This window comes from Paraburkholderia fungorum, from assembly GCF_003610895.1.
GTDB lineage: Bacteria > Pseudomonadota > Gammaproteobacteria > Burkholderiales > Burkholderiaceae > Paraburkholderia > Paraburkholderia fungorum_B.
This window is the reverse complement of the sequence record NZ_MCAS01000012.1, coordinates 270,288-295,621: the sequence shown is the minus strand read 5'-3', so window position 1 is coordinate 295,621 and position 25,334 is coordinate 270,288. Positions and strand designations below refer to the sequence as shown.

The following is a 25,334-nucleotide window of genomic DNA, read 5'->3' as shown; positions in this document are numbered from 1 at the left end:
GCCCGCTGCGTTCCTCGCACGGGCGATGCAACTCATACTGATGAAGGAAACGATTGCTCATGCCGGATCACGCTGCGCTGCCCTGCTATCGCGATACCGTGCGCGCGGAATGGGTCGATTACAACGGCCACTTGCGCGACGCGTTCTACATGCTGATTTTCAGCTTCGCGACTGATGCGTTGATCGACGTGATCGGCCTGCCCGATCCGGTGCGCAAAGAACGCGCCCGCTCGATCTACACGCTCGAAGCGCATATCAACTACCTGCACGAAATCAAGGAAGGCACGCAGGTTCGCGTCGATATGCGCGTGCTTGGGCATGACGCCAAGCGGCTGCATCTTTACCTCGAGATGTTCGCTGATGACGGTGTCGAACCAGTGGCCGCAGGCGAACAGATGTTGCTGCACGTCGATACGAGTGGGCCGCGCGCGGTTGCCTTCGACCCCGACGTCGCGGCGCGTGTTCGGGCACTGGCGCAAGCGCATGCTGCGCTGCCCACGGCCAGGTTTGCAGGCCGTGTAATCGGATTGCCGGTCAAAACCTCGCCTAGCGCACCCAAAGAGACTGAAGGCGGCGAACATGCTTGAACCGGAGATTGCCGCGTTCATCGAACGGACTGCCGCCATCTATGCAGGGCATTCGACTTCATTGCCGCCAGGCGAGCAGCGCGCAATTTACGATCGCTACGCGGCGGCGCTCACGCCGCCTCTGCCTGCCGATGTGATCGCTGAAGACGCGGTGTTTCACGCAAGCGCCGGGCATCCGATCAGACTGCGGCGCTATCGGAATCGTAGAACGGCGAGCGGGACACCCGGCGGCACCGTCCTGTACTTTCACGGTGGCGGCTTCGTGCTCGGCTCATTGGAGAGTCATCAGATCGTGACAGCGCGGATTGCCGCGGATACCGGACTCGATGTGATTGCGCTCGATTACCGCCTTGCGCCTGAACACCGCGCGCCAGCTGCCCATGACGATTGCCTGGAAGTCACGCTAGCGGCGTTGAACGGCGGCCTGCCGTTTGATTCGCTAGCGGGAAGTGCGTTGCAACTGGCCGGGGATAGCGCCGGCGCGAATCTCGCGGCCAGCGTCGCCATGCGCTTGCGCGATGCCGGTGTCGAGGGCGTACGCGGACTTGCGCTGGTTTATCCGATGCTCGGCACCGAGCCACAGATGCCCGCGCGCGAAACCGAAGCGCATGCGCCGATGCTGACGCTTGCCGATGTGCATGCGTTTCGCGATCTATATTGGGGCAAAAGCGGGGACAAAAACGACGACAACCACGCGCCCTATCCTGCCTGGACGATACCGCTCGATGCGACGCGCTTCGACGGACTTCCGCCGACGCTTGCGGTGGGTGTCGAACACGATCCGTTGCGGGACGACGCGAGGGTGTTTGTCGACCGTATCAATGCGGCCGGCGGAAAGGGCCGGTTATGGATTGGAACCGGACTCGTGCATGGATGCTGGCGCGCGCTCGAATCGAGTCCCGGTGTGAAGGCATTGCATCGCACGGTCTGCGAATTTCTAGGCGAGCACTCCGCCGCCTCGTGACGCCATCAGGCGGAGATAATCAGGATAGCCATCAATTCGCCATTGACGATTTAACCCGTTCGCGCCTCAGGTCTGCGCCGCGCCGCCACTGCGCCTGAACGAACTGGCAAAGAACAGCACCTGATACTGCACCGCGTTCGCCCAGTACTTCCACGTATGGCCGCCCGGCCGCTCCGCATAATCATGCGGCACGCCCAATTCGACCAGCCGCGCATGCAGCATCCGGTTCGACTGGACAAGCGAGTCATTCACACCGCAATCGATCGTCAGCGCGATATGCGCACTTGCCAGACTACGGGCGTTTTCGACGATAGCCTCGTTGTTCCAGAAGTCGGCGTGCCGGGCCGGATCGCCAAACACCTCGTCGATTCCTGGCTCATCTTCGCATCCGCGTGGATCGACCGCCCCGCTGATACTGCCCGCAGCGCCGAATTCGTCCGGCCGGTCGAGCGCGATATGCAATGCGCCGAATCCGCCCATGCTCAACCCGGTAATCGCGCGCGCCTGGCGCGTTGCAATCGTGCGGAAATGCTGGTCGATATAGCCGACCACTTCGGTACCTACGTAGGTTTCGTAACGGCTGCGCGGATCGACGGGACTATCGATATACCAGCTCTCGTGACCGCCGTCCGGCATGACGAGAATCACGTGATAACGGTCGGCGAGTTTGCCGATATGAGAATTCGCGGTCCAGTCGGTGTAATCGCCACCTGAACCGTGCAGCAGGTAGACGACGGGAAAGCGATCGGCGGCTTTGCCATGCGTGTATTGATCAGGCAGCACCACCGTCGCCTCGAACGACTTATGCATGGCCGCACTGGGAATGGCGACGACCCTGGACTGAAATGCCCAGACCGGGTTCGTGAACAGCAGCGTCAGAATGAGCCAGAACACACGATTCATTTTCATGGTTTGTCGCTCTCCCCCTTTCTATGTGTTCGATGAACACTGTCTGGCATCTGGCGGCAAAACTCTGACGACGACTCTAACAACGGCGACTTACAACCAAATTTCAACAAAGCATACGGTGTTGTCAGCTTGGTGCCGCTCCAGAGGGAGCCGGACCGGCCCAAACCGAACCATCATGCAGCGGCTGCACCCTGAAAGCGAATACAGGGCGGCAACACGTCTATTCAATGTGTGCTGAAAAGCCCGCCCGATCCGGCGCGACATCAGGCCGTAATGTAAGCGCCGGAATCTCGTATGCCCCGGCGTTCTGCGGCCGAAACGGTATGGGCGCGGTCGTCCACAGGTCATCGAGACGCTGTCCGAGTCCGTCACGAATCGCGGAGAACCGCGCTTCGTCGATCCGGCTCGTCCGATGGATGACGAACGGCGGCAACACGTCGAAACCGGGGTAATACAGCACGCCGTGCTGAATCGGGAACAACACGTCGTCGATCGGCCCGTTGATACCGCGCGGGCTGTAGTGAGATTCCCATCCCCCTGTTGTTACGATCAGCATCGCCCGCTTGCCCGCCATGCTGCCTTCTCCGTAACGGTCGCCCCAGCGCGCATCGGAATGCTCGCCCACGCCGTACGCAAAACCATAGGCATACACCCGCTCTACCCAGCCTTTCAGGATCGCGGGCATCGAGAACCACCACAACGGGAACTGCAGAATCACCGCATCCGCCCATTTCAGCTTCTCCTGTTCGAGCGCGATGTCGGGGCTTTGCCGGCCATCCCTGAAAGCACGCTTCGAATCGAGAGAAGGATCGAAACGTGCGCCCGGTTGCGTATCCAGGCTGTCGTTTGCATCGAGCGATGCTTTCCAGTTCATCGCGTACAGATCGGATACCTGAACGACATGCCCGGCATCCTCGAGATGTTTTACCGAAAAGTCCTTGAGCGACCCATTTAACGACCGGGGTTCCGGGTGTGCATAGACGAGAAGAACATTCATGACCTGAGCTCCATTGCCAGAAAGGGATACGATAGGTCTCTATCCGGTATATTGGAAATGAATTACCAATATGTCAGGTATAGCCATGAATAATCTCAGAAGACTGGACCTCAACCTGCTGGTCACACTCGATGTTCTGCTATCGGAACATAACGTGACCCGTGCGGCGGAACGCCTGAACTTCTCTCAACCCTCGGTGAGCGTGCATCTCGCCAAGCTGCGCGATATCTTTGGCGACCCCTTGCTGCTGCCGGGACCACGCGGCATGCGCCCTACCGCGAGGGCGGAGGAATTGCGCGAACCATTGCGCGAGGCGCTCGATGCCCTCGAGCACGCGGTGGCGCCGGCCAGCCCATTCAATCCGGCCGAAGCGAACCATACGTGGCGCGTGGCCGCTACCGACTACGCCGAATCGACGATCCTGCTGCCCATGCTCGCCGGCTTGCGCGCGACAGCGCCCGGCACCCGGCTCGCGATCGTCGAAGCTGCTCCACCCCGCATCGCGAAGCAGGCGGAACAGGGCGATATCGATCTGGCCTTCCACACCAGCGAAGGCGCGCCGCCCGGATTGCGCCGGCGGGTGCTTTTCAAGGAGCGGTATGTGCTGGCAGGCCGCGCGAATCACCCGCGCCTGAAGCGACGGCCGACGCTGGCGCAGTTCTGCAAACTGGAGCACGTGATCGTGTCACCGGACGGCGGCGGATTTAGCGGCGTCACGGATGAGGCGCTGGCGCAGGTGGGTCTCGCGCGCAGGGTTGTACTGTCGGTCCCGCACTTTTTGTTCATGATGTCGGTTCTCGCGAACACCGACCTCGTCGCGATGCTGCCCGCGCGCCTCGCGCGCGGCAATAGCGCGGTCAGGGTTGTCGACGCGCCGGTCGACGTGCCGGGTTACGAAATGGCGATGCTCTGGCACGAACGCGCTCATCGCGACCCGGCACATCAGTGGCTGCGGGATTGCATCACGAACTCGGTAGCGACGTAACAACGCGTGAGAATCCGCAGATGCAATCCACTCAATGCGATCAGGCTTGCCCATTCCCCGCGCCGATCGCATCCAGTTCAGCGCGCACCTCGTCAGTCAGGTTCAAGCGCGCTGCCTGCATGTTTTCACGCAGATGCCCAAGCGACGAAGTGCCCGGAATCAGCAGAATGTTAGGCGCGCGCTTGAGCAGCCAGGCGAGCGCAACCTGCATCGGCGTCGCGCCGATTGTTTGCGCGACCTTGGACAACGCCGACGACTGGATCGGCGTGAATCCGCCAAGCGGGAAGAACGGTACGTAAGCAATGCCCTGCCGCGCCAGTTCATCGACGAGCGCATCGTCTGCCCGGTGAACCAGGTTGTAGTGATTCTGCACGCAAACGATCTTCGCGATGCCCTGGGCTTCGGCCACCTGCGCCGCCGTCACGTTGCTCAAACCAATGTGGCGAACCAGCCCTCGCTGTTGCAGTTCGGCAAGCGCCACGACCTGCTTTTCAATCGACCCTTCAGCGGGTGCGTGCACGTCGCCCATGATTCGCATGTTGACGACGTCGAGCGCGTCGACGCCAAGATTACGCAGGTTGTCGTGAACGCCACGCTCGATATCTTCCGGCTCGAACGCCGGCAGCCACGCGCCGTCTTTGTCACGGACCGCGCCGACCTTGGTGACGATCACGAGGTCATCCGGATAAGGATGCAGCGCTTCCTGAATCAGCTGGTTGGTGATGTGGGGCCCGTAGAAGTCGCTCGTATCGATGTGATTGACACCCGAGGCCACCGCTTCGCGTAGTACGGCGATTGCAGCGTCATGATCTTTCGGCGGCCCGAATACGCCTGGGCCGGCCAGTTGCATGGCGCCATAGCCCATGCGTTGCACGAGTTGGCCAGCCAGCGGAAATGTGTCCACGGTGGTGAAGTTCGACATGGTGCGCTCCTTGATGTGAGGGGTTGAGCGGCAGTATGGCGGCGATTGCACTGTTCGATAATCCGGTCTAGATTGCACAGGTTGTTAAACATTTTGAACAATGACCATGGAATTCAACGACCTTGCCGCATTTGCCTCGGTGGCCCGCGCCGGCGGCTTTCGCGACGCCGCGCGCACCAGCGGCGTCTCCGCGTCCAGTCTGAGCATTGCCGTGCGTCGTCTCGAAGCGAAGCTCGGTATGCGCCTGCTCAACCGGACCACGCGCAGCGTCGCCCCAACTGAAGCGGGATTGCGCCTGCTCGAAAAGCTGACGCCATTGTTCAGCGAGATGGAAGCCGCGCTGGACGTTCTGAACCGGTTCAGGGACAAACCAAGCGGCACACTCAAACTCAACGTTCCGTCGAGCGCCGCGCGCATCGTGCTGCCGGGTGTCATCCCCCGGTTCCTGAAAACCTATCCTGACATACGCGTGGAGGTTGTGGTGGAGGACGGCTTCGTCGACGTGCTGTCGATCGGCTGCGACGCGGGCATTCGCTATGACGAGCGGCTCGAACAGGACATGATCGCGATGCCAATCGGACCACGTACGCAGCGTTTTGCTACGGCTGCAGCACCGGACTATCTCGACATGCACGGCAGACCTGAACATCCACGCGACCTGCTCGCTCATGCGTGCTTGCGTGGCCAGTTTGCCGGCGGCGCGACGCCAACCTGGTATTTCGAGCGCGATGGAGAAGTGGTCCAGCTGAATCCGTCGGGACCGCTTCTCGTGAGACCCGGCGCGGCGATCGACCTTGCGGTCAGTACCGCCGTCGCGGGCGTGGGGGTGATTCATCTTTTCGAGGACATGCTGCGCCCGCATCTCGACAGCGGCGCCCTCGAGCCGATCCTCGAACCATGGTGGCAGCGTTTTTCCGGGCCGTTTCTTTACTATCCGGGCCGCCGTCATTTGCCCGCGCCGTTGCGCGTCTTTATCGACTTCCTGAAGGCAGGCGAATAAACGCCAAGCCGACGATGACGGATGCCCCTCAACCTGCAGGCATCCGTCGTGAAGCGCTACGCAACGCGAACCCGGCGAGCCCGATCAGAATGCGTGCCGCATCCCTACCGTGACCGCTACCTGCGAGTTCGACGCCGAAGGCGAGAGCGTGTTGATCATTGCATGCGAGAGCACGGAGTCCGCAGGCGCCCCGTGCACGTTCTGATAGACGCCTTCCAGGTAGAAGTCGGTGCGCTTGCTGATCGCGTAATCGGTCTGGAGCATCGCCGTATTCCATCCCGGCGACGAGCCGTTATAGGCGCCACGCGTATAGGTGTAAGCGCCCGATACGCTCAACGCGGGGGTCAGCGCGTATTTGACGTTCGCCTCGTAGTTGTCGAGGCGCAGCGAGCCGCTCAGGCTTCCGGCGGAAGCGTCGTTCGCACCGAGGTAAGTGCCGGTTCCGAACGAGAAGACACCCGAGGCGTTGTCCAGTTGCGTATGGCTCCAGACGAGGCCAACAGTCGCCGGACCGAACGTGTAGTTACCGCCCAGCGACCAGATACGCTGACGTTGCGCGAGGAAGTTCGCGCTGGTGTCGCCCGTGGTGGCGGCACCGCCCGCGCTGCCGGCGTTATTGAATTGCAGGTATCCGGCGGCGAGATTGACAGGTCCCTGGGTATAGGAAACGCCGAAGCCGTATGAGCGGTTGTTCGCGAAGCTGCCCGCCTTGTTGCTGAAGGCATACATCGTTTCGAAGGTGACGCCGCGATACGTCGGGCTCGTGTACTTGACCGTATTGTTGAGAACGACCGAATTGCCGGCCAGGTTGTCGTTTTCGAACGGATGCGCGGCCATGTTGCCGCCCCACGTGTTGAACTCCGCCGTGAGCGGTCCGACAAGATCGTTCATCACGTCAAACTGGCGGCCGAACGTGAGGGTGCCGTACGGATCGCTCTGCAAACCGACCCATGCCTGAGAACCGAAACCATCACCGGAGAAAGCCTGTGCGCCGTTATTCAGGAGAAAGCCTTGCTCCAGTTTGAAGACCGCGTGCAAGCCGCCACCAAGATCCTCCGAACCCTTGAGGCCGAAAACCGTGTTCTGCGTCGAACTGGTCACTTCCTGCCAGTTGCTATGTCCGCCCTGATTATTCGTGTAGATCAATCCCGCATCGATAAGGCCATAGAGCGTCACGCTGCTTTGCGCATGCGCCGAAATAGCAAAGGCGCCCGAAAGCGCGACCACGAGTAAAGACTTTTTCATACTTGTTGGCTCCGTGATTAAGCGGTGATGGATGTAATCAATGATGTGCATTCGATACCGCTCGCGAGCATGCTGATCACCAACGGATCAACAGCGGATCACCAGCGGGACGCGCGAACGGACAGGCAACGCACTGGCACGCCGGTGCCATGCGGGTTGCGGAAACATTCAATATCGTTTGCTGATTATTGCGTGTGGCGCATTGCAATGACTTGCCAATTGCGCTTACTGACTACAGTGTGGTTTTCAATCGTTTTCAATCGGGTTACGCGAGCGCGTCTTGCGAGCGCTGTCGAAATAGAACAGCGCGATGATATGACATCGAAAATAAATAGCGCGTCAAAAAATAAAATGACGTGGCGCCAAAAGTACACAAGCGGGCCATGTTGGCCGCGTGGCCGTGAAACCCGGCGTTACGGTGCGCATTGCGCTACGCTTTACGGCGCGCGTTACGCCGCCCATTACAGCGCGCTATCGCCAGGCCTGAGTAAACTCGCCCGCCACACGGGACAGATGCGCCTGCATCGCATCTCGCGCCGCGGCCGGATCGCGGCTCATGATGGCAGCGAAGATACGCTGATGATCTTCCTGTGACGCCGCCCGCATCGCCGGCGTATGGAAGTGCTCCTCGATCTTGGCCCATAGCGGATCGCTTCGCGCACAGTCCCACATCGCGGTGACCATGTGCAACAAGACCGTATTACCGGTGGCTTCGGCAATACGCATGTGAAACTGACGATCCGCCGCGTCGTTTGCCTGCTTGTCATGCATCTGCTCGCGCATCGTGGTGAGCGCGGAGAAGATCCGGTCGAGGTCGCTGTCCTTGCGCTCGCTCGCCGCCAGCGCCGCCACCTCGGACTCAATCAACGCGCGTGCGCGCAACGTTTCGATCGGACCAGGGCCGCGTGGCAACTCGAAGGTCACCGGTTTGGCGCCGATGCCCGCCGACACATAGATGCCCGAGCCGCCACGCACTTCAACCACGCCCTGCACCTCCAGCGCAATGATCGCCTCGCGAACCTGCGTGCGGCTCACGCCGAAGCGGTCGGCCAGGGTGCGCTCCGACGGCAATCTGGAACCCGCTTCGAAATCTCCGGAGCCGGCGATCAATGCGTGAATCTGTTTCGCGAGGCCGATATAGGAACGGTCCGCGGCTTCTGCGTCTTGCCGTTGGGCGAATGGCTGGGTGAGGAGATCGGTCATCAAGTGCTCGCGGATAGACATGCGAGGCGCCCCCTTCGGCCCTCGCCTGAAAATGGTACACCAATTTCGCGCAGCGGCAGCTTTCGCGTCACTCGAACCGCCGTCATCCGCTCGCTCATCGCCTGCACCAAAGACTCCGCGCAGGCATGGACTGGTAAACCACTATCGTGGCAAATTGGTCAACCAATCATAATCCGGCTGAATCGGGAGACCGAACAACGCGTTCCCGTCTCCAACCAGCAAGGCTTGTGCAGCCAATCAAAGGAGTGAAGTCGTGAAGATGTCTTTCCGGTGGTACGGCGAGTCCGATCCCGTCAGCCTGCAGTACATTCGCCAGATTCCCGGCATGACGGATATCGTGTCCGCCATTTACGACGAGCCCGTGGGCGAGGTGTGGCCCGCTCATAAGATCGCCGCGCTGAAGTCGACGATCGAAGCGGCCGGTCTTCGCTTCGAAGTCGTCGAATCGGTGCCCGTGCATGAAGACATCAAGCTCGGCAAGCCCGGGCGTGATCGTCTCATCGCCAACTATCAGGACACCATCCGGAACCTCGCGGCAGCCGGCATCAAGGTGATCTGCTACAACTTCATGCCGGTGTTCGACTGGACCCGCACGGAACTGGCAAAAACGCTCGAAGACGGTTCGACGTGCCTCGCCTTCAGCACGAAAGAAATCGAAGAGATCGACCCGAACAACGGCATTGCGCTGCCCGGCTGGGATTCAAGCTACAAGCCCGGCCAATTGCAGGCCCTGCTCGCCGAGTACCGCGAGGTCGACGAAACAAAGCTTTGGCAGCATCTGGAATATTTCCTGAAAGCGATCATTCCCGTTGCCGAAGCCTGCGGCATGAAGATGGCCATTCATCCCGACGACCCGCCGCGCCCTATCTTCGGACTGCCACGTATCGTGAAGAATCGCGACGACCTTGCGCGCATCGTCAGGATCGTGGACTCGCCCGCGAACGGCCTGACGCTGTGTTCCGGCTCGCTCGGCGCCGGACCCCAGAACAACGTGGAAGCACTCGTACGCGAATTCGGCGGCATGGGGCGCATTCACTTCGCGCACATCCGCAATGTAAAGATCACGCCAGAGGGCGATTTCGAAGAATCGGCCCATCTGTCCAGTTGCGGTTCGCTGGATATCGCCGCGATCGTGAAGGCCTATCACGACACCGGATTTACCGGTTATTTCCGTCCGGATCATGGCCGCATGATCTGGGGTGAAACCGGCAAGCCCGGCTATGGTTTGTACGACCGGGCGCTCGGCGCCGTCTACATCAACGGCTTGTGGGAAGCGATGGACAAGCTGTCCTGAAGCCCGAATAAAACGCTCAGAAAAAGGCGCCGCCGGATTGCCCGGCCGGCGCCGTCATAACCACAATCCGGACGGAGACTTCCATGCCGCGCATCCGATGGACCATGATCTTCATGTGTTTCCTCGCCAACGTCATCAACTTCGTCGATCGGGCCAACCTGGCGATCGCCGCACCGAGCATTCGGGCGGAGCTGGGTCTGAACGCTGTCGGCATGGGGCTCGTGCTCAGTGCGTTCTTCTGGACCTACGCATTCCTGCAACTGCCGGCCGGCTGGTTCATCGACAAGGTCGGCGTGCGCGTGAGCCTCGCGCTCGCGGTGGGCTGGTGGTCGGCCTTCACGATCGCGACCGGCGCGGCACGCGGCCTCGCGCAACTCGTGGGTGTACGGCTGATGCTCGGCGTGGGTGAAGCGGCGGCGATTCCGTCGTTCGCCAAAGTCGCGTTCAACTGGTTTCCGCGCAGCGAGCGCGGCCTCGCGAGCAGTATTTTCGACAGCGGCTCACGCGTCGGATCGGCGCTTTCGCTGCCTTTGGTCGCGTGGTTGATTTCTATCGTCGGCTGGCGCGGTTCGTTCGCGATAACCGGTGGCCTCGGTGTTGTGTGGGCGCTCGCGTGGTGGTTCATCTATCGTGACCCTGAGCGCTACCGGGCGATTGCACCCGCGGCCGTCGACGCCTTGCTGGCGCAGCGTGCCGCGCCCGCAGCGGTCACCACCGGCACCACCGGAAGCGCCGGCACCGTGTCGTGGCTCGATCTGTTTCGTTACCGCACGGTGTGGGGCATGATGATCGGGCTGTTCTGCCTGAACTTCGCGATTTACTTTTTCATCACGTGGTTCCCGAGTTATCTGCTGCAGTCGCGCGGATTTTCGCTCGCGTCGCTCGGCACGTGGGGCATGCTGCCGGCGCTGCTGGCCATTCCCGGCGGCTGGCTTGGCGGCCTCGTCTCGGACGGCCTGTTCAAACGGGGCTGGAGCGCCACCGCGGCGCGCAAGACATGCCTTGTGATCGGCATGCTGCTTTCGTCGTCGATCGCACTCTCGGCGTTCGTCCAAAGCACGTGGGCATGCCTCGCGCTGTTCGCCCTCGCCTATGCGAGTTTGTCGTTCGCCGGCGCCAATGTCTGGACTCTGGTGGGCGAAGTGGCGCCGACACCGGCTCATGTGGCGTCTCTCGGCGGCATTCAGAACTTTGCGGGAAATCTCGCCGGTATTTTCATCACCACGTTTACCGGTGTCATGCTGGCGATCACCAAAGGTTCGTTTGTGATTCCGCTGATGGTTGCGGGCTCGCTATGCGTGGTCGGCGCCCTCTCGTATCTGTTCGTGGTCGGTAAGGTCGAACCATTGCCCTTGCTTCCACGCGTCCGAACGGAAAAGATTGCTGGGCACGGGGCCGTTTGAATCGCAGTATCGGGGGGTTGTCGCGTCAAAGCCTATCTTCATCTGGCCAAGGTTCTGCAAGAGATGTTCCACCATCAAAAATTGCGGCGATAATAAGTTGAAAACCTCAGCCCGATGTACCCAATATGACCGACACACGTCTCAGCCCGCTGCGCAAATTTGCCGATTTCATTCGTGACCAGCGAATCCGTCTGACCGAGCAATGGATGAAAAGCGTTTTCGGCGACACCGACCTCGTCGAAGCGGACAAGCTCACGTATCAGCAACTCGCCGATCACCTGCCCGAAATTCTTGAAGGGCTATGCCGCGCGCTCGACGTCGAGGATCTCGAGCGCGTCGAACCGGTGCTCGAACGCAATGCGAAAAAGCACGGCATGGTGCGCTGGCGTCAGGGCTATCGGATCGAGGAACTGGTGCGCGAACTCGATCTGTTTCACCTGGTGCTCGACGACGCGCTGGAAGAATTCGCCAACCAGGACAGCACCTTCACGCGCCGCCACGAAAGCCGGGCGCGGCGCATGGTTGCCGAAACCTTCAGTATGGTGACGCTCACGTCGATCAAGGAGGCGGTCAGCGAACGGGACCGCAAGATCGACGAGTACACCGGCAGGCTCGAACGCGTCAATCACGAGCTGACGCTCAAGCAGCGGCTGGTCGGCGATCTTTACGAATCACGCATGCAGATCACCCGCAGCGTGGTCCACGATCTGCGCAATTTTCTGAACGCGTTTTCGATCGCGCTGCAACTGATCGCACGGGGGCCCGCAAAGGCGGATACAGCGTTGGCGTTGGCCAACCGGCAAGCCGCGGACATGAAGCAACTCGTCGACCAGATGGTCGAGTACTCCGTGGTGCTCGGCGACGACACGCCACTTGCGAGCGAGCAGGTCGAGCTGCGCGGGCTTTATGACGAACTCGTCGCTTCTTCGCGCCCGGCAATCGAGGCCAAGGGCCTCAAGCTGCACACGACCTTCGACCCGGCGCTAACCGAGGCCACGTCCAATCGTCTCAAGCTTAAGCAGATTGCCGTCAATCTGCTTTCCAACGCGACCAAGTACACAAAGTCCGGCGAGATCGAATTGACCTTCGCAAAGGCCGGCGCGGAACACTGGTTGATTCGCGTATCGGATACCGGTGTGGGCATTGCAGCTTCGGACGCGCACCGGGTATTCGACGAATTCGAACGCGCGGCGGGCGCCGATATTCCTGGCACGGGTCTCGGCCTCGCAATCGTCAAGGAGCTTTGCCACCTGCTGAACGCTCACATCGATTTTTCGTCGCACGAAGGCGTTGGAACCACGTTCGAAATCCGCTTCCCGCTGGTGCCGGGTGAAACCGAATGAACGTGCGCCGGCAACTGACGCCAGAACCGGCTGAAACACGAAACGCGCGAATGGTCGAAATCTATCCGGCCCGATTTCCCGAACAGCTTGAAGTGGTACGGGCAATTTTTCGCGAGTATGCCGAAAGCCTGGGGATCGATCTGAGCTTCCAGAATTTCGAGTCAGAACTCGCGGAGTTGCCCGGCAAATTTTCCGCGCCGCGGGGCTGCGTTCTTCTCGCGCAAAATAATGAGGACGTGGTCGGCTGTGTGGCAATGCGGCCTCTGGATGGATCGATCTGCGAAATGAAGCGCCTTTATATCCGTCCAGCCGGGCGCGGCCAGCAGGTCGGCCGGCAATTGGCAACACGGATTTGCCGGATCGCACAGGAGGCGGGATATACGCGTATTCGTCTCGATACGCTTCCCGATATGCGCGCCGCACAACGGCTTTATGCATCGCTTGATTTCGAGCCGATTCCGGCTTATGTTTTTAATCCCATTGCAGGCACGATTTTTCTGGAGCGCGATCTGACCGGCCCGGAAAATCAGGCCACGTAGTCACACAGTGGCGCGCCTGCATTCCCCGGCACAATCCGATTATTACGATTAACAAACAAAAACATTTAATTTCGTAATAAATAATCGATTAACTCACACCGGCTCTTCGCTGAGGCTAATTGGCCCGCGTGCGTATTGAGGTGCAACTTTCCGAAGTTGCAATTACGGAAACTCGGCACGTCCTTGACAAACTCCGGTGGCGTCACCTATTTTTCTTCTGCCGCCAATATACGAATATCCGATTAAGGAAACGTATCCCCCAAAGCACCGGAATATCCGATCCAGATATTTAGTTATTCTACGCATCCCGCATAGAGATACAGATCTATGCGCTTTGAAGCATGTTGGTCTCAACCGCTGCACGCCAATGATTCATCGTTAATATTTCGAACTCCGATTTATTTTCTCCGGCGCGAGCGGCCTTTGTGAAACGGTATCTGAACCCACCACCAAGGATAGAGATGAAACGAGACGAGCGTCTTACCGGCCATAGCCATCATCATCGCCAGAGCAGGCTGCCGGCCATGGGAACCTTAGCGGTCACGATCATGCTTCTCGGAGGTTGCGGCGGAGGCGACGGCGGTTCTTCTTCCGGCACCGCCGTGAGCATGCAGCAGACCGCTGCAAATCAGCAACTCACCGCTCAACAGGCCGCACAATCGCAATCACCAGCGGCCAATCAAACCTATATCGACCCGGTTGCGTATTCAGGCAACGCCACAGACGGCCTCGCGCCGGCCCAGGCGTCGGAGAAAGCGGCGATCATGCACTACCAGTGGAAGTTAGGCAGAACGCCGATTAACTACACCACGACCACCGGCCACCTGACAGCCACCGATGCAAGCGGCAACCCCGAAGCCACGATGTCCTATGTCGCGTACACCGCGCCGGGTCCGAACGGCTCGCCACGGCCTGTCACGTTCGTCTACAACGGCGGTCCGGGCTCCGCCTCGATCTGGCTGCGGCTCGGCTCGTTCGCGCCGACGCGGGTCGCCACGCCCGACCCGCTGTTCGGCAACTGGCCGAACTATCCGATCGTCGACAATAAGGACAGCCTGATCGACACCACGGACATGGTCTTCATCGATCCGCCCGGAACCGGTCTTTCGGAGGCGATTCTGCCGAATACGAACCAGACGTTCTGGACGACCGATGCCGACGTCAACATCATGCGCGACTTCATTCAGCGCTATCTGACGGTCAATAATCGCGCCACCTCGCCGATCTATCTGTACGGCGAGTCGTACGGCACGCCTCGCACCGATATGCTCGCGTTGGCGCTCGAATCGGCCGGCGTGCATCTGACCGGCATCGTCCTTCAGTCTGCAATCCTGAACTATTTCGCGGACGCGATCGAGGCCGTCGCCATTACGAACTCGACGAGTGCGCTGGCATTGGATACGGATACCCTGGCGGGTTATTTCCCCGGCTACGCGGAAGTCGCCGCTTACTACAACCAGGTGTCGCCGGCGCCGCTCAATCAGGACCTCTATGCACTGCAGACGAGCCTGTTCGTCACGGCGGCCTACAACCAGTTCAGACGGTATTCGCAATCGTGGGTGCTCAGTCAGCTCGGCATACCCGACGCCCTGGGTACGCCGGTGTTTCCGAGTGCCCAAACGCTTCAGGCGTGGACTTTCCCATCCAGTTTGACCACTCAGGCGCTGCAGGGCTATTTCGGCGCGAACCCGTTCTCGACGAGCCTCCTGCCCGGCACGACGATCGGCCGGTATGACGGACGCGTGTCATTGCCGAATTCGGATCCGCGCCTGCAGAACGACGGGGACCCGTCCGACATCCTGATCTCCCAGCCGTTCACCACGGCGCTCGCGACGCAGATGCCCGACTACCTCGGATATACCGCGCCGAATGCGACCTATTTGCCGCTGAACGACAACATCATCAACGTGTGGGACTTCTCGCATGACGGACAGCCTCTGCCCGACACGATCCCGGATCTGCTGGGCGCGCTGACGCTCAATCCGCAACTCAAGGTCCTCTCGGAAAACGGCTTTCATGATCTCGCCACACCGTTCTTCAATACCGAGAAACAACTGGCGCGCTTGCAAACGGTGCCCGGTCTGAATCCGGACTTGCAGGTCAACTTCTTCCAGGGCGGACACATGATCTATCTGGATGACGTCGCCCGCCCGCGGATGAAACGGGATCTGGTGCGCTTCTATCGGGGCACGCCGATTCCGGATGCGCTCGCGCTCTGGACACTGCCGCCGCCGTGGCGCGATGAGAGCCCCGCCAGTCAGCCGACCGCTACCGCCACGGCGCAAGCCACGGCGCCCTGACTGAACTGACGCGATGCGCCTCGTTCGCGATACTCTATTCACTCAATCAATGCGAGTCATCATGTCCCTTTTCGATATGTTGCGGCGTGTGTCCCCGTTACTCGTCCTCGGATGCCTGATTGGCAGCGCGCACGCCTTACCGCCGCAAGCGGTGGCGCCAGCCACGCCGCCAAACGGGGCGAGAGGTGTCGACGGTCCGTTCTTTCCTCAAAACCGTGTAGCGCCCGTCGCGCCCTCGACCGGCACGGCATTGCAGCAGGAAGCCCAGCAGCGGCTCGAAGCGCGGCTCGGGGCGAATACGGCCCTGAGCAATGGCGCGGCGGTCACGAAAACTCAGGCTCAGGCAGCGGGGCTTGGCTATGTCGCCAAGCACTTTGATCAGATCGATTCAAGCCATAAGGGCAGTGTGACCCTGGGCGACGTCAGGCAGTATCTTCAGCAGCAAGGCCGCTAGCGGCCGCTCTTGGATCAGGGCGATCCTTCCCTGGAATATCGCCTTTGACCAGCGCGAATGGCCACCATGGCCATTCGCGCTGTTACTGTGCCCCGGCGCGCTTGCCGGCCGGCAAACATTCACTCATTACGCCACCACGGTCGCTCAGCCCGCGCACCACGACCTCGGACGATTTGCCGTCGCGTCTCGCCAATTCGGCCAGATCGAGTAACGCAGCGTATTTCGCCGAACAATCCTGTTGATATTCAGTAGCCCGACGCACGTCATGCGTTTCAGTGCGGGTGGCGCCCTCACCCATCGCAATCGCCACACCCGCGGCCACGATCATCGTCGCCACCGCGCCGACCTTGCAAAACGTCCGCGTGCGTAGCGCGGTGAAACGTGCCCGGCGCGCTGGGACGCTCGCCGGTACGCTCATTCGCGGCGGACCGAAGCGCCCGGCTTCATCGCGGGCTCCCGCTCGCAGGTTTTCGCTCATGACCAGTGCGCCGGCACCCACACGTTGCCGACCCAGTGCCCCGGCACCCACACGACAGGACGCGGCACCGGCGCCACATAAACAACGCGCGGTGCAACATATACGGCCGGCGGCGGCGGGGGCGGCGGTGCGTAGACAACCGGAGGCGGCGGCACATACACCACCGGCGGCGGCACCACGACAGCCGGTGGCGGTGCAACCACCACTGGCCTCGGCGCCACCACGACCGCCGTGCTGCCCGTCGTGACAACGCCGGTAGTCACGACCGTCCCGCTTGTTGTCACTGTGTTGCCGCGTGTCCCCGTCGCGCTCGTCGACGTCGTCACGACACCAGGCGCCACACGCGTCGCCGTACCGGAGTGATTCACCGTACCGCCATCAGACCCCGTCACCGTGCCCGAACGCGAACACGAAGCGCCCACGCAGCTGGTGGACGCCGAATGATTGACGGTGTTGCCGTTCGAGCCCGTCACCGTTCCAGAGGACGAATACTGGCCAGGTGCGGTTCTGGTCACATCGCCGGACGTGGTGGCGGTTTTGCCGTCCGGGCCCGTGAGGGTGCCGGTATGCGAACAGGTGCCGCTCGCGCAACTGGTGTCGCCCGCGTGCTGAACCTGGTTGCCGTAGCGCCCCGTCGCCGTGCCTGAATTCGAGAACTGGCCCGGGGCGGTGCGGGTCACGGTGCCGGTGTTGGTCGCCAGACCACCGTAGGGGCCGGCCACGCCACCGGCATGCGAACAACTGCCGCCGCCACATGAGCCGTAGCGCGCGCCGTTGTAGGTGCCACGCGACGTGTAGGCCGTGCCATGTTGCGACCAGGCAAACGCCGACGTGCTGCCGAGCGCGAGCACGGCGACGCTCGCGCTGAGCGCAAGCTTGCGCAACACGCTGCGTACGGATGCGGCGGCGGCCACGGAGGTGTGGGATGCAGCAGCGGCCGGGACGATGAACGAGCAGTTTTTCACGGTATGTCCTTCCTGATTTCGGGCCACTTTTGCGCACTGCGGCGTGGCGACGAACGGACTATAGAAGGACGCGCGGTTTTAATCTGCAATGAAGATATGTCACCCTGTTTCACCGCGACCGAGGCCCGCTGGACAAAGGTTTCGGGGCGATTCGAAGGAGCCGTGACATAGCGCGACATAAATTGTTTCGCGCCGCGCTCGTCGCGTATTGCGCTCAGCGTCGAACACCGCCGCGCGCCCTGCTCCACACCACGCGACACTTTTGCGCAAAACGCGTGTCGTAGGGTTCGATGGATGCAACGGCGCAAGCCGCTGACTTGTCACCCCGCTCACTCTTCAAGAGGCGCTCATGTCGACAAAACGCGAGTCGAAACCCAAAGCCAAGGCAAAAGAAAGCACAGCGAAAGCAGAAGACAAACGACAGTCGGCAAGCAAGACCGCCGCCTCCGGCAAAAAAGCCACGGCGCCCGCCAGCGGCTCAAAGCAGCCGGCGTGGACGGCCGCCGCAACAGCGCTGCAACCGCGGATGCTGAGCCAACCCGTATTCGCGCAGCCGCAGCCGACCGCGGACCCAACGGTGTTTCGTGTGCCCCATCCATCGGACGACGCGGCCTACAAGGAAATCGACTTGCTCAATGCGGAGCACAAGCTGTTTCCGTTGCCGTTTCCCGCGCCGAGAGGCGGCGTGGAGCCCCAGCTCACGCTCGCTGAAGTCATGGGCGGCAACACCACCGCCATCGACAGAATCACAGCCGCCGGACAACTGGTATTTCACGCGCTAGGAGATTGCGGCAGTACCAAGGGCCCGGCAACGCAAAACGAAGTAGCCGACAAGCTGACCGCCGACTTCAATGAAGCCAATGCCGGCGAGGTGCCGCAATTCGCGTTGCTGCTCGGCGATGTCGTCTATAACTTCGGCGAGGGTCAGTACTATTACGATCAGTTTTACGAACCATATCGGGACTATCCGGCGCCGATCCTCGCCTGCGCCGGCAATCACGACGGCATGGTGTCGCCGGAAGCGCACGCCGCCAGTCTCACCGCCTACCTGCGAAATTTTTGCGCGGAGACCTTCGCCGTAACGCCCGAGGCCGGCGGCTTGTCGCGCACGGCGCAAATCCAGCCGGGCGTGTTCTTCACGTTCGAAGCACCGTTCATGCGCGTGCTGGTGATCTACAGCAACACGCTCGAAGACCCCGGCGTCATCTCAGGTCCCGGAATCGGAAATACGCAGCTTGCCTTTCTCGACGCCGCGCTCAAGCGTGTCAAGGCCGAGAAGTTCAGCGGCGCGTTGCTGATCGCGAATCATCATCCGCCGTATAGCGCGGGCGGGCACGGATCGAGCGTCGATATGCTGGCGCAAATCGACAGCATCTGCGAAGCCAATGGCGTGTGGCCGCATGCATTCCTTTCCGGCCACGCCCACAACTATCAGCGCTTCACCCGTACCCGAAATGCGGACGGCACGCAGATTCCCTACCTGGTGTGCGGCAACGGCGGACACGGCCTGGTCAAACTCGCCGCGCAGGGTGCGCCCGCCATCCGCGCGCCGCAGATCGTGCAGGCGGCGTCGGCCATCGCCGATCAGGTCGTGCTCGAGAACTACGACGACACCAATTACGGTTATCTGCGCATCGTCGTCACCGCCGCGCAGTTACGGATCGAGTATCACTCGGCGTCCGACGGTCTCAATACGAAAGCGCCGAACGATTACGTGACGGTCGACCTCGCCGCGCGCCAGGTGGCGCATTTTGTTGCGCCGGATATGGGGCGCCCGCTGGCGGCAAGAGCTGTACGTGCATTGGTGCGCCGCTAGTGGCGGGATTTCGCGCGCACGCCCGGCTCCGATACACGCGGCCCGAACACCCGGCGCCAGCATAAGGCGCGAGGCCGGCCAAGTCAGGCGCCAGACTACGTTTTTTCGCAAACCCGCGTTTACACGATGTCACCTGTTTTTACCGGGGCAAAACCATGTAATCTCTCGGTTTTCTTTCAGAACAAAAACAGATGAGTCGAGCGTTGGCGAGGGAACAACTACAAAAAACGGCGGTGCGCAGGGGCCGCCGCCCTGTCGTTCTTCGTTTGCGCTGCACCGTGGTGCTGCTGGCGTGCGGGATCGCCGCCTTCGCACGTCCCGTTCACGCAGCCGAATCCGCCTGCCCAGCCCAAGGCGGCCCAGCCGGCCGGCCCTCCGTCGGTCTTGTGCTGTCGGGCGGCGGCGCGCGTGGTTATGCGCACCTCGGCGTATTGAAGGTGCTCGAGGAAAACCGCATTCCAGTCGATTGCATCGCCGCCACCAGCATGGGCTCGGTGGTCGGCGGCCTGTACGCGAGCGGTATGACGGCGCAGGACATGCAAAACCGCCTCACAGGCATCAACCTCGCCGATATCGCGTTCGACATTACCGACCGCGCCGATCTGCCGCAATCGCGCCGTGAAGACGAGCGGCTGTATGTGAACAGCCTCTCGCTCGGTTACGGCGCCAACGGTTTCCGCTTGCCGGTCGGGCTCGTCCAGGGCAATCGCCTGCAGGCGCTGCTGCAGGACTGGACCTCCGCCGTGCCCGGCAACGTTTCATTCGACCGCTTGCCCATCCCCTATCGCGCGATCGCCACCGATCTGCGCACCGGCCAGAAGGTGGTGCTCGATCGCGGTTCGCTGCCCCAGGCGATTCGCGCCAGCATGGCGTTGCCCGGCCTGTTCGCGCCAGCCGATATCGACGGACGCACACTGGTGGACGGCGGCATTGTCAGCAACCTGCCGATCGAAACGGCGCGCGACATGGGCGCGAACGTCGTGATCGCGGTCGACATCGGTTCGCCGCTGCGGCCGCTGGATGCGCTAGCGTCACCCGCCGACGTGATGCAACAGATGATCGGCATTCTGATTCATCAGAACGTTGCGCGCCAACGTGAGCAGTTGCAAGCCGGTGACGTACTGATCGAACCGAACCTCGGCTCGCTGAGCTTCACCGATTTCGCCAATGCGAGCCAGGCGATCGCGGCCGGCGCCGCCGCCACCCGTGCGGCGCTCCCGCAGCTTCAGCATCTGGCGCTCTCGCCCGCCGATTACGCCGCGTGGCGCGCCCGGCACGATACGCCCGCCATGCGTCCGGTACGGATCACGCAGATCGAGATCGCATCGCAGGGCGCCGTGCCCGAGTCACGCATTCGCAACGCGTTGCACGTCAAACCCGGTGACGTATACGATCCGGCCGCGCTCAACAAGGATTTGCTGGCACTCTCCAATACGGGCGATTTCGCCAGCGTAAGCCAGCAGCTCGTCGACGACGGCGACGAACACAAACTCGTCATCGCCGCGCAGCAGAAGCAATGGGGACCGAATTTCCTGCTGTTCGGACTCGGCTTGTCGAGTAGTTCGACGGATGAAGGCGGCTTCCGCCTGCACCTCGGTTATCGCCGCCCATGGCTCACCTCGTCAGGGCTGGAAGGACGCGTGGACGGAACCGTCGGCAGTGACCTGATCGACCTGCATGCGGAGTTGCGGCAACCGCTCTCGACTTCTTTCGGCTATTACGTCGCGCCCTATGTCGAGTTTCAGCGCCGCTATGCCAACCTTTACGACGATTCCGGCAACGTCAAGGTCACGCAGTACCTCCTGCAGACGCAGCGCGCCGGCGTCGACTTCGGCATACCGATCTCGCGTCTGGGCGACTTCCGGATCGGCGTGGCCTACGCGCATGGTTTCGCGTCGCCGCAATACAACTTGCCGCTGGACTTCGATGTGGCCAGCTCGCCGCTGCTGTTCCCCGACATCTATGGGCGGCAGCTCAGCGCGCGCGCACGTCTCGTGATCGACCAGCTCGACGATCCGCTTTTTGCCCGCAAAGGTTATTTCGGCGAACTACGCGTAGAACGTTCGTTGTTCGCGGGCAGCGACAGTTTCACCGAGGTGTACGGCAAAGGCATCGTCGCGGCGAGCTATGGACGGCACAGCATCAACGCAAGCATCGAAGCGGGTAACGACTTCGGCGGCACCAACCTGACCAATCCGTTCGGCTTCACGCTGGGCGGCTTCCAGCATTTGTCGGCCTATGCCGCCGACCAGCTGTCCGGCAATTCGATGGTGTACGGTCAGGTCACGTACATGAATCAGCTCGCCACCTTCAACGCGTCGCCGATTCGCGGCCTGTTTGCCGGGCTGAGCATTGAAGCGGGCAACGTCTGGAACCGCGACTCCGATTTCGGCAGTGGTCCGCTGAAGCGCAGCGTGACGGTCTTCACTGCGCTGACCAGTTCATTCGGACCGATATATCTGGGTATTGCGTTCGCACCGGGCGGCCGCCACAACTTCTACTTCCAGTTGGGACACACCTATTGACGCTGCCGGGGAGCGGCGCGCGTCACGCCACCGTACCCACCGGCCAGCTCATTTCGAAGCGTGCGCCGCTCAGCGTCAAGGGATCGGTGACGGCAATGCGGCCGTGATGAGCGCGCAGCACCTGTTGTGTAATCGCGAGACCGAGACCATAGCCGCCGGTCTGCCGGTCGAGCCGCACGAAGGCATCGAAAATGCGCTCGCGCTGCTCAGGCGGCACGCCGGTGCCGTCGTCTTCCACATAAATTTCCACGTTGCCGTGCTTGATGCTCAGGCCGACCATGATCTGCGAGTGCGCGTATTTACTCGCGTTGCGCAACAAGTTTCGCATTGCGTAGGACATGAGGCGCTTGTCCATCACGACGCGTAGCGACGCGTCGACGTCGGCTTGCGGAATCAGTTGTTTGTCCGCGTAAAGCAGTGTGGCGTCGGTGATCTGGCTGTCGAACCAGGCCGCCAGCACGGTCGATTCGAGGTTCGATTGCAGGGAACTGTATTCGAGGCGCGCGTAGGTGAGGCTCATGTCGATGAGCTCGTCGAGTTCGGTGACGTCCTGGCCGATGCTCGCCAATGCGCTGTTGTATTCGGCCGCGGATGCGGGTTCGCGGAGGTTTTCCAGTGCGAAGCGCACGCGGGCGAGCGGTGTGCGCAGTTCGTGAGAGATGCCGTTGGTGAGTTCGCGCTGCGCGGCGATCAGGCGTTCCATGCGCTCGGCTAAAGCGTTCAGGGTACGGGCCAATGGGCCGATGATGACGCTGTGCGATTCGCGGGCGCGGGTGTTGAAGCGTCCGCCAGTGAAGTCGATTGCGCGTTCGCGAACCATGACCAGGTCCAGCCAGACAGGGCGCATCCAGCGGTAAGCGGTTATTGCTGGCAGCAGTAGGGTCACCAATGCGATTGGGATCGACGCTTTTGCTGTTGTTAGCGTTTGCCAGATCGATGGGGAGGTTTTTACTGTCAGGCTTAGGGTGGTTATTGATGCTGCCAGTACCAGCAGTGTCAGCGTCAGCAGGCGTGTGTAGACGCGCAGGTATAGCCTTGACCAGCTCGGGATTCTGTCCGCTCGGATGTCCGTCCACGAGCGGCGGAAACGGTGTAGGCGCCATTTTGCATAGCGGTAGGGGGAGAGTTTCTTTTGCTCCGCTGCTGGTGGCATTTTGTTTCTCTTCGCTGCTTTTTTTGTGGTGGTGGTTTGGTTTTTTTTTGCGGTAGTGGGCTGTTTTTTTGCGGTAGTGGTCTATTAGTGTTGCCCCTGTGCGGGGCGGCACTTACTTTCTTTGCCGCCGCAAAGAAAGATAAGCAAAGAAAGCGGCTCACACCGCCAGCTCATAAGTGGGTCCCCTGGCTTGGAGGGGGCAGTGGTGCATCTGGAATCGGTGCCCCCGCACATTCGGCCCTGGTGACAAGGCAGTCATACTTCCGGCGGCGCTGCGCGCGCCGTAGCCTTCTTCCTCAACCGTTTGGCAGTTTAGCCTGGTTGTTGTGGGCATCGCTCGTTGTTTGGGGGGCTCGATTCGGCGTTTTTTTGCTTTGGCCTGTTTGTTCTTGTTCTTTTGGCCTGTTCTTGTTTCCTATGCTCTCTGCACGAATGCCAAGGTTTGTTCCGCTACCGTTTCTCGTTCGTTGTCCAGTGTGATCATGTGGTAGCTGTCGGTCAAGCGCACGAAGGTCACCGCGCGGCTTCCCAGGTGCTCGCACACGAATTCCGCGGAGCGGATGCTCGTCACCTCGTCCTCCTCCGAATGCATGACCAACGTCTCACACGTTACGCGCCCCAAGGCCCGCTTCACCGCGAAACGCATCCAGTCGACCTGCTCGATCGCCGCCAACGGCACGTACGGATAGTGAATGCCACTCCCCTTCTGCAAATGGCGGCGGATCAGGTTGCGGATGCGCGCATTCTTGATGCCGAACGGCTCACCCTCAGGCACGCGAATCAGGCGGCGGAGCCCCGGGATGCAATACATCAGATAGCGCAACGGACGCAAACGTGAACCGCCCCAGCCATCCAGAAACAGGGGCGGCGAAAGCAGAATGAGACGCCCCGTGGTCATGCGCTCGCGCGCGCTCAACATCAAGGCAAGCAACGCCCCCATCGAAATGCCCGCGACGTCCACGCGCTCGTAACGAGCGGCCAACTCGCGGTACGTGCGGCTCAGCAGCTGCATGTAGTCGCTCAACGTCACCCGGCTCAATGCGTCCGGGTTCGAGCCGTGGCCCGGCAGCGACGGCAGATGCACGTCGCAACCGATCTGCTCGAACTTGCGGTCGAGCGCGCCAAAATCATGGCGCGTGCCACCCAAACCGTGAATCATCAACACGGCATGGCCGGAAAGTGGGGAAACGCGAGCGGACATCGCTAAGCCTGTGGTTGCACAAGCCTGCGATGCTAATCATCTCCGCCTCACATAACTGTCGATTTGCTGCAGTGTTTGTGGAGTTTTGTCGGCCCATATTTCGACGCATTACTCAGTCGAAACTTAACACCCGCTCACCTTAACCCCGGTCGCGTGCCGGCGCGGAGCGCCGCGGGCGCCTTCAATCCCACGCCAGTTTGCTGAACTGGTAGCCCTTGCCGCGGACCGTCTTGATGCGCTGTGGAGTGCCGGCGTCGTCGTGCAGCTTGCGGCGCAGCTTGGAAATGCCGCCGTCGATCGTGCGGTCGAGTCCGTCGAATTCGATACCGCGCAATTGTCGCATCAACTCGTCGCGGCTCACCACTTCGCCCGCGCAACTCACCAGCGCCCACAGCAAGTCGAACTCGGCCGATGTCAGATCGGGCAGGCTGCCGTCCGGGAGCTTGACCGTGCGGCTTGCCCGGCTGATCTCGAACTTGCCGAACGTGTAGCTCTCGGGTTGAGCGACCTCCGCGGTACGCGCGCTCACGCGGCGCAGCTGCGCCTTGATGCGCGCCAGCAGCACGCGCGGCTCGACCGGCTTATGCACATAGTCGTCCGCGCCGAATTCGAGGCCCAGCACCTCGTCGAACTGCTCGTCGCGCGCGGTCACCATGATGATCACGCCGTCGAATTGCTCGCGCGCCTCGCGGCAAATCTGGAAACCGTCCTTGCCCGGCAGATTCACGTCGAGAATCACCAGATCCGGGCGGCGCTTGAAAATGGCCGGCACGGCGTCGTTGCCGTGCAGCACGGTCTCGACTTCGTAGTCGTGTTTGCGCAGGTAACCGGCGACCAGTGCCGACAGGCGGTCATCGTCTTCGACAAGCAGGATCCGGAATGGCATGGGACGAATCGTTCAGGGCTAGTTGTTTCAGTAGCGGCGAGCAACCGCATGGCACGGGTGCATGGCCGGCAAGCGACGGCGCCGCGCCGCGCATTCATCCGCACGCGCGGGCCGGCCACCCGTGGCTGGACGGGCTGGAGGGGC

Annotated in this window: 22 protein-coding genes; 12 read left to right on the top strand and 10 right to left on the bottom strand. The window is 61.4% G+C overall.

Annotated elements, in window-relative coordinates; genetic code table 11:
- Positions 1-59: 59 nt before the first annotated feature.
- Both BCY88_RS14065 and BCY88_RS14060 read left to right on the top strand, forming a co-directional pair.
- Entirely contained in the window at positions 60-587 is a 528-nt protein-coding gene (locus BCY88_RS14065; RefSeq protein WP_120344825.1) for a thioesterase family protein, read from the top strand.
- Positions 580-1,551, top strand: a complete 972-nt coding sequence (locus BCY88_RS14060; protein ID WP_120344824.1) for an alpha/beta hydrolase — start codon at positions 580-582, stop codon at positions 1,549-1,551. Before BCY88_RS14065 ends, BCY88_RS14060 begins: the two co-directional genes overlap by 8 nt.
- A 66-nt stretch (positions 1,552-1,617) precedes the next feature.
- On the opposite strand, the gene BCY88_RS14055 is transcribed toward BCY88_RS14060, so the two are convergent.
- Both BCY88_RS14055 and BCY88_RS14050 read right to left on the bottom strand, forming a co-directional pair.
- Positions 1,618-2,460 (bottom strand): alpha/beta hydrolase, encoded by an 843-nt coding sequence (locus BCY88_RS14055; RefSeq protein WP_120344823.1) that lies wholly within the window; start codon positions 2,458-2,460, stop codon positions 1,618-1,620.
- A gap of 220 nt (positions 2,461-2,680) precedes the next feature.
- Entirely contained in the window at positions 2,681-3,457 is a 777-nt protein-coding gene (locus tag BCY88_RS14050) for an NAD(P)H-dependent oxidoreductase (protein WP_120344822.1), read from the bottom strand.
- A gap of 70 nt (positions 3,458-3,527) precedes the next feature.
- Here BCY88_RS14050 and BCY88_RS14045 point away from each other — a divergent pair, with 70 nt between their 5' ends.
- Positions 3,528-4,442 (top strand): LysR family transcriptional regulator, encoded by a 915-nt coding sequence (locus tag BCY88_RS14045; protein ID WP_120344821.1) that lies wholly within the window; start codon positions 3,528-3,530, stop codon positions 4,440-4,442.
- 40 nt (positions 4,443-4,482) lie between these two features.
- Here the strand turns inward: BCY88_RS14045 and BCY88_RS14040 are convergent, their stop codons facing one another.
- The gene (locus tag BCY88_RS14040; protein ID WP_120344820.1) at positions 4,483-5,364 is read right to left on the bottom strand and encodes an aldo/keto reductase family oxidoreductase; all 882 of its coding nucleotides are present in this window, start codon (positions 5,362-5,364) and stop codon (positions 4,483-4,485) included.
- A gap of 106 nt (positions 5,365-5,470) precedes the next feature.
- Between BCY88_RS14040 and BCY88_RS14035 the strand changes: the two genes are divergently transcribed.
- Positions 5,471-6,364 carry a LysR family transcriptional regulator gene (locus BCY88_RS14035; protein ID WP_120344819.1) on the top strand — a complete coding sequence of 298 codons (894 nt, stop codon included), beginning with the start codon at positions 5,471-5,473 and terminating at the stop codon, positions 6,362-6,364.
- 84 nt (positions 6,365-6,448) lie between these two features.
- Here BCY88_RS14035 and BCY88_RS14030 read toward each other — a convergent pair whose 3' ends face one another.
- Complete coding sequence (locus BCY88_RS14030) at positions 6,449-7,609, bottom strand: porin (RefSeq protein ID WP_120344818.1); 1,161 nt, start codon at positions 7,607-7,609, stop codon at positions 6,449-6,451.
- Between the two features lie 471 nt (positions 7,610-8,080).
- Positions 8,081-8,812 (bottom strand): FadR/GntR family transcriptional regulator, encoded by a 732-nt coding sequence (locus BCY88_RS14025; protein ID WP_120345020.1) that lies wholly within the window; start codon positions 8,810-8,812, stop codon positions 8,081-8,083.
- 274 nt (positions 8,813-9,086) lie between these two features.
- Here BCY88_RS14025 and uxuA point away from each other — a divergent pair, with 274 nt between their 5' ends.
- From uxuA to BCY88_RS13995, 6 genes are all read left to right on the top strand, one after another.
- Complete coding sequence (gene uxuA, locus BCY88_RS14020) at positions 9,087-10,127, top strand: mannonate dehydratase (RefSeq protein ID WP_183081365.1); 1,041 nt, start codon at positions 9,087-9,089, stop codon at positions 10,125-10,127.
- An 83-nt stretch (positions 10,128-10,210) separates the two neighbouring features.
- The gene (locus BCY88_RS14015) at positions 10,211-11,530 is read left to right on the top strand and encodes an MFS transporter (protein ID WP_120344816.1); all 1,320 of its coding nucleotides are present in this window, start codon (positions 10,211-10,213) and stop codon (positions 11,528-11,530) included.
- A 125-nt stretch (positions 11,531-11,655) separates the two neighbouring features.
- A complete protein-coding gene (locus BCY88_RS14010) occupies positions 11,656-12,873 on the top strand; it encodes a sensor histidine kinase (protein WP_120344815.1) in 1,218 nt (405 codons plus the stop codon).
- Between the two features lie 50 nt (positions 12,874-12,923).
- The gene (locus tag BCY88_RS14005; RefSeq protein WP_120344814.1) at positions 12,924-13,412 is read left to right on the top strand and encodes a GNAT family N-acetyltransferase; all 489 of its coding nucleotides are present in this window, start codon (positions 12,924-12,926) and stop codon (positions 13,410-13,412) included.
- A gap of 461 nt (positions 13,413-13,873) precedes the next feature.
- Positions 13,874-15,712, top strand: a complete 1,839-nt coding sequence (locus BCY88_RS14000) for a S10 family serine carboxypeptidase-like protein (RefSeq protein WP_120344813.1) — start codon at positions 13,874-13,876, stop codon at positions 15,710-15,712.
- Between the two features lie 61 nt (positions 15,713-15,773).
- The gene (locus BCY88_RS13995; RefSeq protein ID WP_259461390.1) at positions 15,774-16,166 is read left to right on the top strand and encodes a 2-oxoglutarate dehydrogenase; all 393 of its coding nucleotides are present in this window, start codon (positions 15,774-15,776) and stop codon (positions 16,164-16,166) included.
- An 82-nt stretch (positions 16,167-16,248) separates the two neighbouring features.
- On the opposite strand, the gene BCY88_RS40335 is transcribed toward BCY88_RS13995, so the two are convergent.
- Together BCY88_RS40335 and BCY88_RS13985 are read right to left on the bottom strand one after the other, a co-directional pair.
- Positions 16,249-16,644: a hypothetical protein gene (locus BCY88_RS40335; RefSeq protein ID WP_259461389.1), complete on the bottom strand. Its 396-nt coding sequence runs from the start codon at positions 16,642-16,644 to the stop codon at positions 16,249-16,251.
- Positions 16,641-17,609, bottom strand: a complete 969-nt coding sequence (locus BCY88_RS13985) for a hypothetical protein (RefSeq protein ID WP_120344812.1) — start codon at positions 17,607-17,609, stop codon at positions 16,641-16,643. The genes BCY88_RS40335 and BCY88_RS13985 overlap by 4 nt, the downstream gene beginning before the upstream one ends.
- Before the next feature lie 349 nt (positions 17,610-17,958).
- On the opposite strand from BCY88_RS13985, the gene BCY88_RS13980 reads away from it, so the two are divergent.
- Both BCY88_RS13980 and BCY88_RS13975 read left to right on the top strand, forming a co-directional pair.
- Positions 17,959-19,425 (top strand): metallophosphoesterase family protein, encoded by a 1,467-nt coding sequence (locus tag BCY88_RS13980; protein WP_120344811.1) that lies wholly within the window; start codon positions 17,959-17,961, stop codon positions 19,423-19,425.
- A gap of 191 nt (positions 19,426-19,616) precedes the next feature.
- Positions 19,617-21,950 (top strand): patatin-like phospholipase family protein, encoded by a 2,334-nt coding sequence (locus BCY88_RS13975; RefSeq protein WP_120344810.1) that lies wholly within the window; start codon positions 19,617-19,619, stop codon positions 21,948-21,950.
- Positions 21,951-21,972: 22 nt separating this feature from the next.
- Here BCY88_RS13975 and BCY88_RS13970 read toward each other — a convergent pair whose 3' ends face one another.
- The 3 genes from BCY88_RS13970 to BCY88_RS13960 form a co-directional block, all read right to left on the bottom strand.
- Positions 21,973-23,103: an ATP-binding protein gene (locus BCY88_RS13970; RefSeq protein WP_120344809.1), complete on the bottom strand. Its 1,131-nt coding sequence runs from the start codon at positions 23,101-23,103 to the stop codon at positions 21,973-21,975.
- A gap of 415 nt (positions 23,104-23,518) precedes the next feature.
- Positions 23,519-24,304 carry an alpha/beta hydrolase gene (locus BCY88_RS13965; RefSeq protein WP_120344808.1) on the bottom strand — a complete coding sequence of 262 codons (786 nt, stop codon included), beginning with the start codon at positions 24,302-24,304 and terminating at the stop codon, positions 23,519-23,521.
- Between the two features lie 181 nt (positions 24,305-24,485).
- Positions 24,486-25,190 (bottom strand): response regulator, encoded by a 705-nt coding sequence (locus tag BCY88_RS13960; RefSeq protein ID WP_120344807.1) that lies wholly within the window; start codon positions 25,188-25,190, stop codon positions 24,486-24,488.
- Positions 25,191-25,334 lie beyond the last annotated feature (144 nt).